Below are 15,196 nucleotides of genomic sequence, written 5' to 3'. Positions count from 1 at the left end.
CATCTCTCATGTCCGTCTTGGAAGCAGTCACGCTTACGTTGAATCCCGCGGTGGATTGCACCGTCACCATTCCCGGTTTCACGGCTGGCGGGGTGAATCGTGTGGAGACCGTGCAACACCGCCCCGGTGGCAAGGGCGTGAATGTCGCGCTCGCACTGGCGGGCATGGGGCATCGTGTGGCCGTCACGGGCTTCCTCGGCGAGGAGAATCGCGCCTTGTTCGACCAGGCTTTTCACGAGGCCCGGGTGGCGGACTACTTTGTGCATCTCGCGGGGAGCACCCGTGTGGGCATCAAGATTGTGGACGCTGAGAAAAAGGAGACGACTGACATCAACTTCCCAGGTCTCGCGCCTACGAGCAATGCCTTGAGGCTTTTGCGCTCGGGCATGGAGCAATTGGCGGCCTCGTGGTTTGTTCTCTCTGGCAGCTTGCCGGAAGGCGTGGATGTCACCATCTACCAATCGCTCATCCGTTTGCTGCGCCAGCGTGGTTGCAAGGTGGCGCTGGATACGAGCGGTGCGCCGCTGCGCCATGCGCTGGAAGCCGGACCGCAAATCATCAAGCCGAACATCGATGAACTCGCGACGCTCATGGGAGCCGAGTTGAACACACGAGAACTGGTGGTGGAGGCCGCGAGAGGAATCCTCCAACAGCATGGTGTGGAACTCGTGGTGGTCTCCATGGGTGCGGAGGGAGCGGTCTTCGTGACGAAGGACGAATGCATCCATGCTGCGCCACCGGCCATGGAGGTGCGCAGCACGGTGGGCGCGGGAGATGCCATGGTGGCGGGCATCATCTCCGGGGAGCTTCGTGGACTGTCGCTCGCGGACCAGGCTCGTCTTGCCACGGCATCCTCCATGCGGGTGCTCGCCAAAAATTTCAGCAGCGCCATCGCGGTTCCAGATTTTGAACCTCTCATGTCCACGGTTATGATCACCTGATGCCGCACGCTTCAGGCGGCGCCTGACAGCCTCCCTGCAGGCACAGACCTGCGACCTGCACCCCGGGCTCATACGCCCGTCCCTCTTCACCGGCAGCACGTCGGTGCCGGGGATCCTCATGCCCATTTCTCATTCACCACGCCCCCAGTCATGCACCCGATGTCTCCCTTTATGAAACGCACCTGCCTTCCCCTTGCCAGCCTCCTCTGCGCGACTGCGATGGTGGCTGGAGAACCTGTCGCCAACACCACTCCAACTACCGCGCTGCCGCCGTTGCGATGGCAGGACCAGAAGTATGCCACGGGTGACTGGGGCGGCCTTCGCACTTTGCTCAAGGAATCCGGGCTCACCGTGGACTCCTATTACGTGATCAATGCCGCGGGCAATGTGAGCGGTGGCTTTGACCAGGGCGCGGAGTTTGCGGACAATTTTTATCTTGGTCTGCTGTTCGACCTGGAGACCATGATGGACTGGGATGGCGCGACCTTCCTCATCAGCGCCATCAACCGCTCGGGACGCAGCATCACGCAGGAGTATGTGGGCAGCCAGTTTGATTCCATGCAGGTCGTCGGTGGCCAGACCATTTTCCTGTATCAGGTCGCGTTCGAGCAGAAGTTTGCGGATGACAAGGCGTCCCTTCGCATCGGGCGCTTTGGTGCGTCGGATGATTTCAATACATCATCGCTCTACGGGTACTACATGAGCAATGCGTTCGATGGCAACCTGCGTGCGGTGCTCTTCAATACGCAGTTCTCCGCCTATCCGTTTGCCACGTGGGCGGCGCGTCTGAGGCTGGATCCCACGCCGGAGACGAACTTCCAGTTTGGCATCTTCCAGGCGCAGGATGATGTGTTCGATCGCGACAAGCATGGCGTGGACTTCCAGTTCGAATCTGGTGATGGCGTGTGGATGGTCACGCAGCTGGGATGGACGCCGACCTTTGGTGGAGACAAGGACACCGGACTGCCGGGGCACTACTGGGTGGGTGCCTACTACTCACCGTGGGATGGTTTCAGCCAGTTCAAGAGCACGGAGAAAACCGATGGCTCCTACGGCTTCTACATTCATGCGGATCAGATGGTCTATCGCGAGCGTGCCGGGAGTGACCAGGGATTGATTCTGTGGAGCGCGTTCACACACGACCCGAATGAGAACATCGCCATCATGCCGTGGCAACTCAATGTGGGCGCAGTGTACACGGGTCTGATTCCGGGACGTGATGCGGACAATCTTATCTTCGGCATGGCCTATGGCTCATTCAGCGATGACTATGCCGACGCGGTCGAGGCGCGCGGCGATGGAAGGCCCGACTATGAGATGGTGCTGGAGGCCGCATATCGGTATCAACTCACGAAGTTCTCCTACATCCAGCCGGGTGTGCAGTATGTGGTGCGACCAGGTGGCACGGGGAAGATTGGAGATGCGTTCGTAGTGGGGGTGCAGATGGGGGTGACGTTCTGAGATTTGCAGACCTTCGCCCCGGCGTGTTGCTGCATGTCAAGGAGTGGGGACATTCCTGTCCCCATTGGAGCGCGTGAAGATAACCTCCCATTTTTCACGTCCCTAGAAGGGTGCGATCCGAGTCGTGGGGAGCGGCACTAGCATTAGTGCCGGCGGTGAGCATTTGGGTGCGGAGCCCGATCATGAAAGCTCAAAGCATGCTTCATCATGCGATGCCGCGGCCACGCTGCAGATGACGGCACTAGGCTAGTGCCGCTCCCTGCGAGACAAGAGCTTCGTTCACGCACATGAGTAACTCTATGGCCAGGCATGTAGCAACATCTCCAATGGGGGCAGGAATGCCCCCACTCCTTGGCATGCTGTGGCGCTTATGCAGGGAAAATTGTCCCTGCGAGAGCATCTGATTCACAGCGCCCCAGCCCGCCTCGCCTTCCAGTACGCGGCGAGGTGGTAGATGATGCCGCAGCTGGAGTTGTGCAGGTAGTCGGTATGGAGAATGACGTCCTGCAGTTGCTGTTTCTGTGGCGCGGACATCGTGGGAGGGTCGGCCATCAGCGGCAGCAGCGAAGCTTCACCGGCCTCGCGGGTGATGTGCCAGATCTCTCGGTATGGTCCCCACTGCGGATTGGGATAGCCCTTTTGATTCTTCCATACCGGGACCGTGCGCCAATCGGGGCCGAGCATGCGCATTTCTTCGGGTGTTTTCTTCGCGATGATCTTCACGGTGTGGTCCAGCCGCTTCTCACCGAGGCCGCCAACCTTCTGCATGATCTCGCGGATTTGATTCTTCAGAGCACTGTCGGGTTCCAGGGCGTAGAGAAGTTCCAGCGAGGCCTGCATTTGCAGGAGGGCATAGGCAGGCTTGGTTTCCACGGGAGTCGTGGATTGGGCGATGGCATCAGCGGCATATTTGCGCCACTGCTCGCGGTAGCGTTCGTTCTGGGTGACGTCCCACGCGGCGGCGTAGATCATGGGAAGGCGGGCGGCTTCGTGAGCCTGCACATTCCACATGCGGCAGATGCCCAAGGGACAGCGCTGGCCATCGGCGCGGCAGAAGTCGTAGTCATTCTCCGGAGTGACGAAGGCAATCATGCGCTCGGCGACCTCGGCGCACAGCTTGCGGATTTCCGCCTTGGTGGGTTCATCCACCAGTGGGCTGTGGTAGTACTTCCACAGGCCGTGGACATAATGGGTGACCTGGTCGCGAGAGGAGTTGATGTACACGCTCTTGCGGTCCTCGGGGCAGACGTTGCGCGCCACATAGCCAGGCACGCCATGCACGGTGCCGCAGCGTTTCATGCCGCTGAAAACTTGCGCGGCCTTTGCGCGCAGATCTTCCTCCTTCGTCACGGCATAGCGGTCGCAGAGCATGCTGAGCACCGCCCCACCCAGAATCATGCCGTCCTCCATGCCGGTGCTGTAGCCGCAGGGATTGGGATATTGGCGTTTCACCTCTTCCGCAGTGGGCAGGTGGGCTTGTTCCTTCCCGGGCTCGTAGCTGCTCAGGTAGTCCATGAAGGTTTCTACGTCCTTCTGGAAGAATCGGGTCCACGCCACGTCCCACGCTTCATTCATCTTGGACTCAAGACTCGCATTGGCAGACGATGTCTCCGCATGCGCGGAAGCAAGGCTCACCACGAACAACAGGCTGGGAAGAACAAAAGAGAATCTCATCACCTCACTACACCATGTTTTCGCCATCATGATTCTCAGGCCTTGCTGTTGAGTTGCGCGAGCTTCGCCGAAGCATCCTTCCACTCGATTTCATGCGGCTGATGTTTGCTCGCAGCAGCGAGGGCCGCGGTGACACCTGCGGCTTCGCCCATGGCGACGGCATTGCCAGTGACGCGGTAGCTGGCGTGGGAAATGAAGTCGCCGCTGATGCAGCGTCCGGCCATCATGAGACCGTCCACGTCCTTTGCGATGAGCGCGCGCAACGGGATGTGGTACGGCTTGGTCTTCACGCCGGCGTTGTGATAGGCAGCGGTTTCGTTGGCCTTCTTGCTCACGGCGTGGATGTCCACATTGAAGGTTACGGTCACCACACCATCCTCCTGCTGGCGGCCTTCGATGAGGTCGTCCTTGCTCAGCACATAGCGCCCTTTGATGCGGCGTCCGTCCCGCACGCCAATCTGCTCCGCGGTGGCCACGAGCAGAAGTCCGTCCCACGAGCCACCGAGTTTACGCAGGCCGCGCGTGATCGTGTGAATCTCACTGCGCGCGCGGAAGGTCGCCTCGGTGATGGCAGCCGCGTCGTCGGCACGCACGGCGTACTCGTGATTAATCATCAGGTTGAAAAGGCCATCCCGCACGTGGAAGAGCGAGGGCGTGCCATAGGTCGGCGTGTGGCCGAAGCGGGCCAGTTCCTTGCGAAAATTCTCCACCGGTTCCTTGCGCCACGAGGGTGAACCGTAGTGGGAGGCAAAGGGGCGCAGCTTCTCCGGGTCCGGCACGGTGACCATGGCCATCATCGTCATGGGCTGGCAGGGGCACGCGTTGCTTTCGCCCAGCTCCCACTCACAACCCGCGAGATTTCCGAGGTCGCCATCGCCGGTGGCATCGATGAAGACACGCGCCTTCCATGCCTGACGACCGGACTGTGATTCGGTGACCACGGTGGTCAGGCGATTGGCGCTGTCCTTGTAAGCAGCCACGATTCGGCTGAAGAGCTGCACCTTCACACCGGACTGCACGCACAGTTCCTCCAGCAGGCGCTTCATCTCCTCGGGGTCGTAGAAGTATGCCTTCGTGCCGTTCGGGTTGTAGGAAGAGCGTTCCTTGAGTTTGTCGATGATTTCCTGGTTGAAGCCGCTGTTCTTCGCATCCAGCACATAGCTCAGCAGTCCCGCAGTCCACACCCCGCCGAGGCAGCCGTGCACTTCGAAGAGGCGCACCTTGGCCCCGGTACGGGCTGCCATGACCGCTGCAGCGATGCCTGCCGGACCGGAACCGCACACGATGACATCCACATCATCCGCGATGGAAACCTGGCGGGCAGGCTCCTGGAGGCCGCCGATTGTCGCGGCAGGTGCGTTCTCCGCCAGGGCCCGGCCTCCGAGAAGAGGCGCACCAGCGAGTCCCGCTAAGGCGCCTGCGAGGAAGTTGCGGCGATTCGCGTTTGCGCCCGTGGGAGAGCTGGAGCTGGGGGTGGGGGACGGAAAAGGCATGGTCAGAGGACTAATTGCCCCCGGGGGAGTTTCTTGCAGGCTGAGCCGCGCGGCCCGGTTTTGTGTGACAGAAATGCCTTCGCTCTTGAGACTGGGCAGATCCGTGGTTTCTTCCCGGCCCTCTCATTTCTCCGACCATGGCCAAACAAAAAATCGTTCTCGCATACTCCGGCGGTCTCGACACCTCCGTGCTCCTCTCCTGGATCAAGGACACCTATGACGCCGAGATGATCGCCTTCTGCGCGAACATCGGCCAGGAAGACGAACTCAAGGGCCTTGAAAAGAAGGCCAAGCAGACCGGCGCGAGCAAGATCTACATCGACGACCTCCAGGACGAGTTCGCCAGCGACTTCATCTTCCCCATGATGCAGGCCGGCGCCATCTATGAAGGCCAGTACTTCCTCGGCACCAGCATTGCGCGCCCGCTCATCGCGAAGCGCATGGTGGAAATCGCCAAGAAGGAAGGCGCCACCGCCATTGGCCACGGCGCCACGGGCAAGGGCAATGACCAGGTGCGCTTCGAGCTCACCACGGCCGCGCTCGCACCGGACCTCGACATCATTGCCCCCTGGCGTGATGAGCGCTTCCGCAATGAGTTCCCCGGCCGTGCGGAAATGATTGCCTACTGCGCGGAGAAGAAGATCCCCGTGCAGGCCAGCGCGAAGAAGCCCTTCTCAATGGACCGCAACCTCCTGCACATCTCGTATGAGGCGGGCATCCTGGAGGACCCGTGGTTCGACGCGGGCGACAAGAAGAACAAGGACTACTTCACCGTGCTGTCCGTGTTCCCCGAAGACGCCCCGGACAAGGCCGAATACGTCACGCTGGATTTCGTGAAGGGCAATTGCGTGGCCGTGAATGGCAAGGAACTGTCCCCTCTCAAGGTCATGCAGACGCTCAACAAGCTGGGCGGCAAGCACGGCGTGGGCCGCGTGGACATGGTGGAGAACCGCTTCGTGGGCATGAAGAGCCGCGGTGTGTATGAGACTCCCGGTGGCGCGATCCTGCACTTCGCGCACCGCCAGATTGAGAGCCTCACCATGGACCGCGAAGTCATGCATCTGCGTGACAGCCTGATTCCGAAGTACGCGGAGCTCGTGTACAACGGCTTCTGGTACGCTCCCGAGCGCCTGGCCATCCAGGCCCTCGTGACCGAGAGCCAGAAGAATGTCACCGGCACCGTCCGCGTGAAGCTCTTCAAGGGCGGCATCCATGCCGCGGGTCGCAAGTCCCCGTTCAGCATGTACAACCCGCACATCGCCACGATGGAAGCGGACCCCACCAAGGCGTACAACCAGGACGACGCGACCGGATTCATCCGCCTCAACGGCCTGCGTCTGCGCGTGAACTCCCAGGTGAACGGCGCGAAGAACCTGGGCAACGTAGGCAAAGCCAAATAGATAGTCACCTCACAGCCGAGTCTGTTTTTTCACTCACAACCGGCAGCCAGGTGACTGGCTGCCGGTTTTTTGTTGTTCTCGATTCAGCGGCATCCAGAAAAATCACCATGGTTATGCAGCTCATCCTCTTCATTGGCATTCCGGGCACCGGGAAGTCCAGCTTCTACAAAGAGCGGTTCTACCGCACGCATCTGCGTCTGAATCTGGACATGCTGCGCACCCGTCACCGTGAGCAGTTGCTGTATACCGCATGCCTGGAGAGCAAGACGCAGGTGGTGATTGATAGTACGAACCTCACCAAGGCCCGCCGTGCCCGCTACATCACGCCTGCTCGTGAAGTGGGATACGAAGTGCATGGCTACTTCTTCGAGTCCCGTGTGGCAGATGCGAAGCTTCGCAATGCCTTGCGTGAAGGAGAGGAGCGTCTGCCCGATGGCGCTATTCACGGAGCGAGCGGGAAGTTGGAATTGCCTGCGATGGAGGAGGGGTTCGAGAAGCTCTTCTTTGTGCGACTCGCGGAGGGAAATCAATTTGTAGTGGAAGATTGGAAAGTATGAATTTTGATGATTTGGACGCCAAGATGCGCGTCTTTGAAACCAGCCACGATTTCTGTGTGCTGCCGGGCGTCTACATGGTCGCGCGCCTCGATGGACGTGGCTTCACCAGGCTTACCAAGGAAGTGCACAAGTTTGAGGCACCCTTTGACGAGCGCTTCCGTGATCACATGCTCGCGGTGGTGCAGCACCTCGTGGGTGCGGATTTTCGCGTGGTGTATGGCTACACACAGAGCGATGAAATCTCGCTCCTCTTCCAACTGGAGGCAGACTTGTTTAACCGAAAACTTCGCAAGCTGGATTCCATCCTCGCTGCGGAGGCGAGCGCGGTGTTCTCGCTGCGCTTGGGTGCGATGGGATGTTTTGACTGCCGTATCAGCCAGTTGCCCAATGCTGAGTTGGTGCGCGAGTACTTCCGCTGGAGACAGGAGGATGCCTCGCGCAATGCGCTGAATGCGCACTGCTACTGGACACTGCGGAAGGAAGGCAAGTCCGCTTCCTCAGCCACCAACGCCTTGAAGAACCTGAGCCGGGCTGAGAAAAACGAACTGCTCTTCCAGCGCGGAGTGAACTTCAATGATCTCCCTGCCTGGCAGAAGCGCGGGTCAGGTGTGTACTGGGAAACCTTTGAGAAGGAAGGCTTCAATCCCAAGACTGGCCAGACGATGAAAGCTAGCCGACGGAGACTGAAAGTGGATCTCGAACTGCCGATGAAGTTGGAGTATGATGAGTTCCTGGCGGTCAGGATACAGGAGGCGACGAACTGCTCAGGCTGAGGTGATATTCTCGTTCCTGTTGCTACAATCAACGCTTTCGCCTACAAGCTGGTACATGCCAGACTCGGAAGAAATTCAGGACCGTCTCATTGCTGCCAGCGTGGCGGATTCGCAAACTGTTGATGCAAGTGGACAGTCTTGCCGCACGCTGGTGCACGGGATGAAGATTCGCGATCTCACGCTGCACACAGATGCGCGCGGAACGGTTTGTGAGATGTTCGACCCGCGCTGGGGCTGGCATGAGGATCCGCTGGTGTTTGCCTACTACTTCACCGTCCGTCCAGGCTGGGTGAAGGGCTGGGCCATGCACCAATGTCATGAGGACCGCTACTGCCTGCTGCAGGGTGAAATGAAGGTGGTGCTGTACGATGCGCGGCCGGACTCACCGACGCGCGGTCTGGTCAGCGAGATTTTTCTCTCCGAGCAGCGCCGGCAGCTGGTGAATGTTCCCGTGGGCGTGTGGCATGCGGATGAGAACATCGGCGACAAGGATGCGCTCGTGGTGAACTTCCCCACCATCCAGTATGATCACTCCGCGCCGGACAAGATTCGCCTGCCGCTGGATACGGATTTGATCCCGTATCGCTTTCGACATGTGAAGGGTGAGTCATGAAGCTGAGCATCCTGCTGCCGACGCACAACCGGCCTGATGTCCTTCCTTTCGCCATCGAGTCCGTGCTCGCGCAGTCGTTTGCCGACTTCGAGCTGTTGATTTGCGGAGACGGCTGCAGTGATTCCACCCGGGAGGTCGCCTCACGTTATGTGGCTGCGGATTCCCGGGTCCGCTGGTTTGACCTGCCCAAGGCGCTGGGTTTTGGATATGCGAACCGCAATCACGTGCTCCGCGAAGCCCGGGGTGAGCTCATCGGATTCATGGCGGACGATGATCTCGTGACCGCCGATCACTTTGCCCTGCTGGTGCAGGCCATGGAGGATCCCGGTGCTCATTTTGTGTATAGCGAGGCCATGTGGGTGGGGCGCGACGGCGCCATGGTGCCGACGGTCTACCATCTTGAGGACCAGACCATGCGCGAGGAGTACCTCGCGAGGCGCTGGAATCGCATCCCGTCCACGTGCACCATGCACCGGCGCAAGGCGTTCGAGGACGTTGGCTGGTGGAATGACGAAATGCCGCGTGGAGGCGATATGGAACTCTGGGGACGGATCATCCGGAACTATGGGACGGACGCCATACGAAGCGTGTCGGTGATGACCTGCATGCACTTTCGCGCGCTCTGGCGGCTGAGTGACCTTGCTCCTGATACCGAACCTGTCTGGCTGCAACTGCACCGGGAGCCGGGGCGTCTGCCGGATGTCATGCGCTGGGCGGTGCCACCGGGCATGAGCGAGCAGGAGGCATTCTGGCGGCGTCTCCGAGCCGCACCGGAAATCGTGCCCCAACTACGGGACGCTTGCCGTCATGCGGTGATGACCTACGCCTGGCATCTGGAGCTGCAGTTGTCGGCCCAGCAAGGACTGGCTCCGGTGGCCGAACTCGACCGAAAAATCCAGGCGCTCCGTGAGCAGAAGGGCGTCCTCCAGACCAAGCTCTCCGAACGGGATGCGAAACTGAAACGCCTGAAGGATGAAGTGGACCGGCTGAAGCAGGAAAACAAAGGGCCGAAGTGGCTCCGGTGGCTGCGCCGGCGGTGATGTGAGGCCGGAGAGCTCGCCCGCTCTCCGGTCATGCGCGTGTCTTTGTCCGTAGAGGCCGCGTTATCTACATGGAGTCGACCTGTGTCACGGAGGAGGGGTTCTGGAACTATTTTGAACGGGTGCCCTGATGGACGCTCGCTCCATTCCATGGGGAATGCCTTTCCGCGTCATGAGCGAACTTCTTGTGCAAGGTTTTGGCAAGGCATGGTAAACCTGAATCCATGAGCCAGACTGTTTCCGTCCTATCCGCCGAACTGGAGCGCGCCCTGCTCAGCCTCGACGGCCTTGCCATCGGAGATGCGCTGGGAGAGATGCTGTCCTACCAATACCATGAGGCTGCCCGGAAAATTCGGGAAGATGCCATGCCTGCCGGACCGTGGTTTCATACGGATGATACGGAGATGGCCATCGCTCTGGTGGAAACCCTGCGGCTGGCACGCAGCGTGCACCAGGACACGCTGGCCTTCTATTTCGCGAGGCGGTTCGATGCGGACCCGGATCGTGGGTATGGAAAGATGACACGCATGCAATTGCGTAGCGTGCTGGAAGGTACTCCGTGGTATGTCGCCTCGGGCTCGGCTTTCAGTGGGCGGGGTTCCATGGGAAATGGGAGTGCCATGCGCGTGGCGCCCCTGGGTGGGTACTTTGCGGAGGACCTGCTGCGGGTATGTGCGGAGGCGCGCCTGTCCTCCGAAGTCACGCACCGGCATCCCGAGGGGATCGCCGGAGCTGTCGCGGTGGCCATTGCCGCAGCCATGGCGTGGCAGACGCGCGACATGGAACCTGAGCTGCGGTGGAAGACCTTCTTCCAGTCCGTCATCAACTACACACCTCCCGGGGAGGTGCAGCGTGGCCTTGAGAAGGCCGCAGGCATGGCAGGTGCCTCCGTGGAGGACGCTGCTCGTGCGCTGGGGAATGGCGCGCTCGTCACCGCGCCGGATTCCGTGCCCTTCGCCGTGTGGTGCGCCGCCACCCATCTGCGCGATTTCTCCGGAGCGGTCAGCGCCGCCATCAGCGGGGGAGGGGATTGCGACACCATTGCCGCCATGGCTGGGGGCATCGTGGCCCTGAGTGTGGGGAGGGAGGGAATCCCGGTTCGCTGGCTGGCTGAGCGTGAACGTTTACCCTTCGATAAGTAAAAGACACAAGGAACCTATTTTCACGGTTGTATAAAAGGAGGGTCCGGGGAATGATGCGCCCCCCAAATTGTCTTATGGAGCTAAGGAGTGCGGAACAGTCAGCCCCCGGAAAGGTGGTGCCGGAACTGGCTGCACTCATATCTTCGATCTCACCTGACTGGCTGAGGAAGTGGGTGGAAGGCATCAGCCTGCCCCGGCACTACAGTGCGAATGCCGAGGCGAACCAGGCCGCCGCCCGCTGGCTCGCCACCCAGCTCTCCGCCTGGGGGTACCAGGTGGATCTTCAGGGCGAGTACAAGAATGTGGTCGCGCGTCCGCCGGGAGTCACTCGTCCGGTCCTCCTCGTGGCGGCGCACTACGACAGCGTGCCAAACATGCCCGGCGCGGACGACAATGGCAGCGCCGTGGCCGCGATGCTCGCCTGTGCCTGGACCTGCCGGAACTGGCGGCCGGACCTTCCCGTGGCCTTCGTCGCCTTCAACCGGGAGGAGGACGGCCTGCTGGGGAGTGAAGAGTATGTGAACGCGCTTTCACCGGAGGAGCGCAAGAGCATCCGGTGCGTGCACGTGCTGGAGATGGTGGGCTATGCCGACCACAAGTACAACACGCAGAAGGTGCCGCTGGGTCTGCCGGTGCGTCTTCCCAGCCAGGGGAATTTCATCGCCCTCGTGGCCAATTCCCAGAGTGCCTTGCACATGATGAATGTGCTGACGGTGGCACGCACCTACCTGCCAAAATTTCCCGTGCTGGGCCTGCCGCTGGGTCCCGGGATGGAGCCTCTCTTCCCGGTGCTGCATCGCAGTGACCATGCTTCCTTCTGGGAGGCGGGCGTGCCCTCCATCATGTGGACGGACACAGCGGAGTTCCGGAATCCGCACTACCACCAGCTCACGGACCTGCCGACGACGCTGAACTATACGTTCCTGCTGCAGGTCACCCAGGTCCTTGTGGCCACGGTGGTGACGGAGTTGATGAAGCTGGAGGGGAAGTAGAGCGGACTATGCATTTTCGTGTGACTGGGGACACGGATGTTGAATCGGGAATCGGCTCAGTGATTGAAGAGCTTTCAGGCCCGTGCAGGAAGCATTTTGCTCCGAAAAACTATGGGGAAGGATTGAGCGAGATAGTGGTGGTTTTGATGTGCCAGGATTCGGCCTTAAACCTCAAACGACGTCTTCGTTATTCGAGGAAAGAATCGAAGGTTTACATGGACATCATGTTGGATCTCCCGGCAATGAGCGCCGCAACGCCGGAAGCTCGAAAGCAGGAAGTGATGCAGCGGTTGTTTGATGAAGTGCCGGAGGTGCTTGAAAGATACAGAATCCCCGACTTCGATAGAGAGGTGTTTGTGGCCGACCTTCGGAGTTGGATCGCTCACATAGGTTGGCGGGAGAGGTACTCAGTATAGAAGCGACTACTGTACTAGGTGGAGCGCCTTCATCCTGCCATCACACCTGCTTGTTCTTCATCGGAGACAGCACTCGTGACTTGCGCACGTTATCCTGATGCAGGTCACGCTCTTCCCGCACACTCTAAACTTCTGTACGTCATCTAACTAATCATCAGAGTCGGCCCATTTTCGGTACAGGACATGATGCCGCAGTGGGTGGTCTGCCTCCAGCAGAGGATGCATGAAATCCTCGCTTGGGTCGTGAGTGAACCCCAAGCGCTCCATCAGCTTGCGTGATCTCAGATTGGAGGCTGTGGTGAAGGAGACTAACTGCTTGAGGCGCAAAACCGAAAAGGCGTAATCGACCGCCTGTTGAGCGGCAGCGAAGGCGATGCCGCGGCCCCAATACTCCTGCCGGAATCGCCAGCCTACTTCGACACATGGAGTGAAGTGAGCTGAAAACTTGGGTTCCGACAAGCCCGTGAACCCCGCGAAATCACCATCCACCTCGACTGCCCACAGGCCCCAGCCTCGTTGCTCAATCCCCTGCCGAAACCGTTGCATGGCCTCCCGGGATTCCTCCGCCGTCCATCGGCGCGCGAAGAATCGCATCACCTCCGCATCGGCATTCATGGAAGCGAAGGCTTCCATGTCAGAGTCATTCCACTGGCGCAGTATGATGGTGGGCTGCATTTGTTTTTGTCGGAGCGGCTCGTCGGAGTCACGTGTCAGGCTATACCAAGGGAGAGGTTGTAATCGAGTCTTTATCAGAACGACGTCAGACCATTTAGAGCGGTTCATGCCACCAGGGTATCCATGGAACACGAGCATGGCATAGGCCCAAGGAGTGGGGACATTCCTGTCCCCATTAAAGGTGTGCTACGGATGGGATCACCCTTCAACCATGTATGTCAACGAAGCGACTGTTTCGCAGGGAGCGGCACTAGCTTGGTGCCGTCACATGCAGCGTGGCCACGCAAAGAACTTGGACGCACCCATAAAGCTTCGGAAGGTGGGCTCCGCGCCCCATTTTGCTCACCATCGGCACTAAGGCTAGTGCCGCTCCCTGCGAGCCGGCCTGTCCACTGTATAGAGAGGTGCGATCTCAGTGGTGCTCTTCACGCGCAAAAAATGGGGGCAGGAATGCCCCCACTCCTTGGGTCTGTCGCAACACGCTGGGTAAGTGCGTCGCGTTAAAGGCCTGTTTCAAGTCGTCCTGGTACTACTCGCGGCCCGATGAAAACGTCCGCATGGAAGTGGAGATGCCTGAGACACTCTACTCGTTTTTCATCGGTGGCAGCACACGCGTCTTGCCCACCTTGAGCTTGGCGGGGCCGCCTTTTTCGCCGGGTGAGAAGGCGCCTTCGAGGATGACTTCGTAGAGACCGCTGGGCAGGTCGTCCTTGGGAATCTGCCCCACGACGCGTGCTTCGAACCTGCCGTCATCTTCCACCATGATCTTGGAGAGGGTGAAAGAATATCCCTCGTGTTCATCGCCGGTCTTCTTCAGGCGTGCGGCGGCGGGGTGCTTGGATTTCTTCACGGCATCCTCGGCGGCGTGTTCGAGGACTTCGAGGATGTGATAAGCCCCCTCGCAGGAGCCGTCCTTGATCCAGCCGACCTGGGCATATTCGGTGGACCACTTCTGCTCGGCCTGCACGACGAAGCAGGTGGAGGAGGGGGACCAGTGCGCATTCAGCTCATCATGGTTGAAACGCTGGCGCTCGCCGGGGTAATCCATGTCGAGCTTCACCAGAGTCTTGCCGGTGACGTGGTTCACCACGAAGTCGCCGTCTTCCTCCATCTCGGGCGTGAGGGGGCCGTCCGCCAGCTTCGTGGAGAAGGTGGGATAGTTCGGGCCGTCGTCTGGGCCTTCCATGAAGGCGAGCTTCTTCCAGTCGACGGGACCTTTCTCATAACCCCAGCCGATTTCATAAAGACCGTCCGGGCTGAGCGAGTCTGCGATGGGGAGCACCAGGGTGTCGGGTGAAGGCAGCCAGTCCTTGGGGCGCTCTCTTTGAGTCTGGGGAGTCTTGTCCTCCGGCGGTGCCTTCTTCAGGAGCCACCCGTCCCAGTCACCGAACGCATAACGCCCAACACCCGACCGGAAGCCGCGGGCGATATCGAAGGCGCGGACGGTGAGCTTGTCACCCCAGCCTTCCAGACCGGCGGGGATGGGGAGCACCTGTTCTTTTGCCTTGGCGAAGCTCGGCGATTCCTCATTCATGGGCACGCGGACTGCGACCAGGACGTTGTAAACTGGATTGCCCTTGTCGAAGAGGAACTGGCTTTCCGAGACCCGCTTGGTCTTGTCGTCCATGCTGGGGTCATGGCGGGTGACGCGGTAGGCGTACACCCGGTTGTCATTGAGGAAGTAGTCCTTCTGCACCACGACGTTGTTTTCCATGCGGCGTTCGGTCACCACTTCCACGCCATTCCCCAGGCGAAGCACCAGGGTCTGGGATTCGGGAGGGAAGGAATTCGGGTGCGTGTGATCCTGACGCAGGATTTCGAGCTCGCCGAGCTTTTGGACCTGCTGGCGATGCATGTCAGCCAGTCGTTGGAGTGTCTCGGCCTCGGCAGTAGCCGTGGGAGTGGCGGCAGGTTTCGCGTCGGCAGCCCATGCATTGCGGCCGCAGACGACTCCAGCGATGGCCAGGCTCAGGAGCGCGGGGAAAAGTTTCATGACGGGAGGGAAATGTGGTGATGTGG

Annotated in this window: 14 protein-coding genes; 10 read left to right on the top strand and 4 right to left on the bottom strand. The window is 60.1% G+C overall.

The genetic code is table 11. The annotated features are described in order from the left end of the window. Positions 1-8: 8 nt before the first annotated feature. Both pfkB and G5S37_RS26785 read left to right on the top strand, forming a co-directional pair. The gene (gene pfkB / locus G5S37_RS26790) at positions 9-941 is read left to right on the top strand and encodes a 1-phosphofructokinase (RefSeq protein WP_165208416.1); all 933 of its coding nucleotides are present in this window, start codon (positions 9-11) and stop codon (positions 939-941) included. 171 nt (positions 942-1,112) lie between these two features. Further along, positions 1,113-2,402: a carbohydrate porin gene (locus G5S37_RS26785; protein ID WP_165208414.1), complete on the top strand. Its 1,290-nt coding sequence runs from the start codon at positions 1,113-1,115 to the stop codon at positions 2,400-2,402. Positions 2,403-2,807: 405 nt separating this feature from the next. Here the strand turns inward: G5S37_RS26785 and G5S37_RS26780 are convergent, their stop codons facing one another. Further along, positions 2,808-4,076 carry a hypothetical protein gene (locus tag G5S37_RS26780; protein WP_206026159.1) on the bottom strand — a complete coding sequence of 423 codons (1,269 nt, stop codon included), beginning with the start codon at positions 4,074-4,076 and terminating at the stop codon, positions 2,808-2,810. 35 nt (positions 4,077-4,111) lie between these two features. Then, a complete protein-coding gene (locus tag G5S37_RS26775) occupies positions 4,112-5,569 on the bottom strand; it encodes an FAD-dependent oxidoreductase (RefSeq protein WP_165208412.1) in 1,458 nt (485 codons plus the stop codon). A gap of 137 nt (positions 5,570-5,706) precedes the next feature. On the opposite strand from G5S37_RS26775, the gene G5S37_RS26770 reads away from it, so the two are divergent. From G5S37_RS26770 to G5S37_RS26735, 8 genes are all read left to right on the top strand, one after another. Then, the gene (locus G5S37_RS26770; protein WP_165208410.1) at positions 5,707-6,969 is read left to right on the top strand and encodes an argininosuccinate synthase; all 1,263 of its coding nucleotides are present in this window, start codon (positions 5,707-5,709) and stop codon (positions 6,967-6,969) included. 113 nt (positions 6,970-7,082) lie between these two features. Continuing rightward, on the top strand, positions 7,083-7,526 hold the full coding sequence (locus G5S37_RS26765) for an AAA family ATPase (protein WP_165208408.1): 444 nt from the start codon (positions 7,083-7,085) through the stop codon (positions 7,524-7,526). After that, positions 7,523-8,299, top strand: a complete 777-nt coding sequence (locus tag G5S37_RS26760; RefSeq protein WP_165208406.1) for a tRNA(His) guanylyltransferase Thg1 family protein — start codon at positions 7,523-7,525, stop codon at positions 8,297-8,299. Before G5S37_RS26765 ends, G5S37_RS26760 begins: the two co-directional genes overlap by 4 nt. A gap of 55 nt (positions 8,300-8,354) precedes the next feature. Then, positions 8,355-8,912 carry a dTDP-4-dehydrorhamnose 3,5-epimerase family protein gene (locus G5S37_RS26755; RefSeq protein ID WP_206026158.1) on the top strand — a complete coding sequence of 186 codons (558 nt, stop codon included), beginning with the start codon at positions 8,355-8,357 and terminating at the stop codon, positions 8,910-8,912. Continuing rightward, the gene (locus G5S37_RS26750; RefSeq protein ID WP_165208404.1) at positions 8,909-9,952 is read left to right on the top strand and encodes a glycosyltransferase family 2 protein; all 1,044 of its coding nucleotides are present in this window, start codon (positions 8,909-8,911) and stop codon (positions 9,950-9,952) included. The genes G5S37_RS26755 and G5S37_RS26750 overlap by 4 nt, the downstream gene beginning before the upstream one ends. A gap of 224 nt (positions 9,953-10,176) precedes the next feature. Then, on the top strand, positions 10,177-11,094 hold the full coding sequence (locus G5S37_RS26745; RefSeq protein ID WP_165208402.1) for an ADP-ribosylglycohydrolase family protein: 918 nt from the start codon (positions 10,177-10,179) through the stop codon (positions 11,092-11,094). 50 nt (positions 11,095-11,144) lie between these two features. Continuing rightward, complete coding sequence (locus tag G5S37_RS26740) at positions 11,145-12,086, top strand: M28 family peptidase (protein WP_240914722.1); 942 nt, start codon at positions 11,145-11,147, stop codon at positions 12,084-12,086. Between the two features lie 59 nt (positions 12,087-12,145). Next, positions 12,146-12,502: a hypothetical protein gene (locus tag G5S37_RS26735; protein ID WP_165208400.1), complete on the top strand. Its 357-nt coding sequence runs from the start codon at positions 12,146-12,148 to the stop codon at positions 12,500-12,502. A 147-nt stretch (positions 12,503-12,649) separates the two neighbouring features. On the opposite strand, the gene G5S37_RS26730 is transcribed toward G5S37_RS26735, so the two are convergent. Together G5S37_RS26730 and G5S37_RS26725 are read right to left on the bottom strand one after the other, a co-directional pair. Next, on the bottom strand, positions 12,650-13,285 hold the full coding sequence (locus tag G5S37_RS26730) for a GNAT family N-acetyltransferase (RefSeq protein WP_206026157.1): 636 nt from the start codon (positions 13,283-13,285) through the stop codon (positions 12,650-12,652). A gap of 475 nt (positions 13,286-13,760) precedes the next feature. Next, positions 13,761-15,170: a hypothetical protein gene (locus G5S37_RS26725; protein ID WP_165208398.1), complete on the bottom strand. Its 1,410-nt coding sequence runs from the start codon at positions 15,168-15,170 to the stop codon at positions 13,761-13,763. Between the last annotated feature and the right edge of the window lie 26 nt (positions 15,171-15,196).

Origin of the sequence: Roseimicrobium sp. ORNL1 (assembly GCF_011044495.1) — a bacterium.
Classification (GTDB): domain Bacteria; phylum Verrucomicrobiota; class Verrucomicrobiia; order Verrucomicrobiales; family Verrucomicrobiaceae; genus Roseimicrobium.
Note: the sequence above shows the minus strand (reverse complement) of the source record. Positions and strands in the feature narration are given on the sequence as shown.

Bases quoted from the DNA above. Each gene is read 5' to 3' on its own strand.
- G5S37_RS26775 (WP_165208412.1), bottom strand. From the start codon at position 5,569: ATGCCTTTTCCGTCCCCCACCCCCAGCTCCAGCTCTCCCACGGGCGCA.
- G5S37_RS26730 (WP_206026157.1), bottom strand. From the start codon at position 13,285: ATGAACCGCTCTAAATGGTCTGACGTCGTTCTGATAAAGACTCGATTA.
- G5S37_RS26785 (WP_165208414.1), top strand. From the start codon at position 1,113: ATGAAACGCACCTGCCTTCCCCTTGCCAGCCTCCTCTGCGCGACTGCG.
- G5S37_RS26780 (WP_206026159.1), bottom strand. From the start codon at position 4,076: ATGAGATTCTCTTTTGTTCTTCCCAGCCTGTTGTTCGTGGTGAGCCTT.
- G5S37_RS26725 (WP_165208398.1), bottom strand. From the start codon at position 15,170: ATGAAACTTTTCCCCGCGCTCCTGAGCCTGGCCATCGCTGGAGTCGTC.
- G5S37_RS26745 (WP_165208402.1), top strand. From the start codon at position 10,177: ATGAGCCAGACTGTTTCCGTCCTATCCGCCGAACTGGAGCGCGCCCTG.
- G5S37_RS26750 (WP_165208404.1), top strand. From the start codon at position 8,909: ATGAAGCTGAGCATCCTGCTGCCGACGCACAACCGGCCTGATGTCCTT.
- G5S37_RS26760 (WP_165208406.1), top strand. From the start codon at position 7,523: ATGAATTTTGATGATTTGGACGCCAAGATGCGCGTCTTTGAAACCAGC.
- G5S37_RS26765 (WP_165208408.1), top strand. From the start codon at position 7,083: ATGCAGCTCATCCTCTTCATTGGCATTCCGGGCACCGGGAAGTCCAGC.
- G5S37_RS26770 (WP_165208410.1), top strand. From the start codon at position 5,707: ATGGCCAAACAAAAAATCGTTCTCGCATACTCCGGCGGTCTCGACACC.
- G5S37_RS26740 (WP_240914722.1), top strand. From the start codon at position 11,145: ATGATGCGCCCCCCAAATTGTCTTATGGAGCTAAGGAGTGCGGAACAG.
- G5S37_RS26755 (WP_206026158.1), top strand. From the start codon at position 8,355: ATGCCAGACTCGGAAGAAATTCAGGACCGTCTCATTGCTGCCAGCGTG.
- pfkB (WP_165208416.1), top strand. From the start codon at position 9: ATGTCCGTCTTGGAAGCAGTCACGCTTACGTTGAATCCCGCGGTGGAT.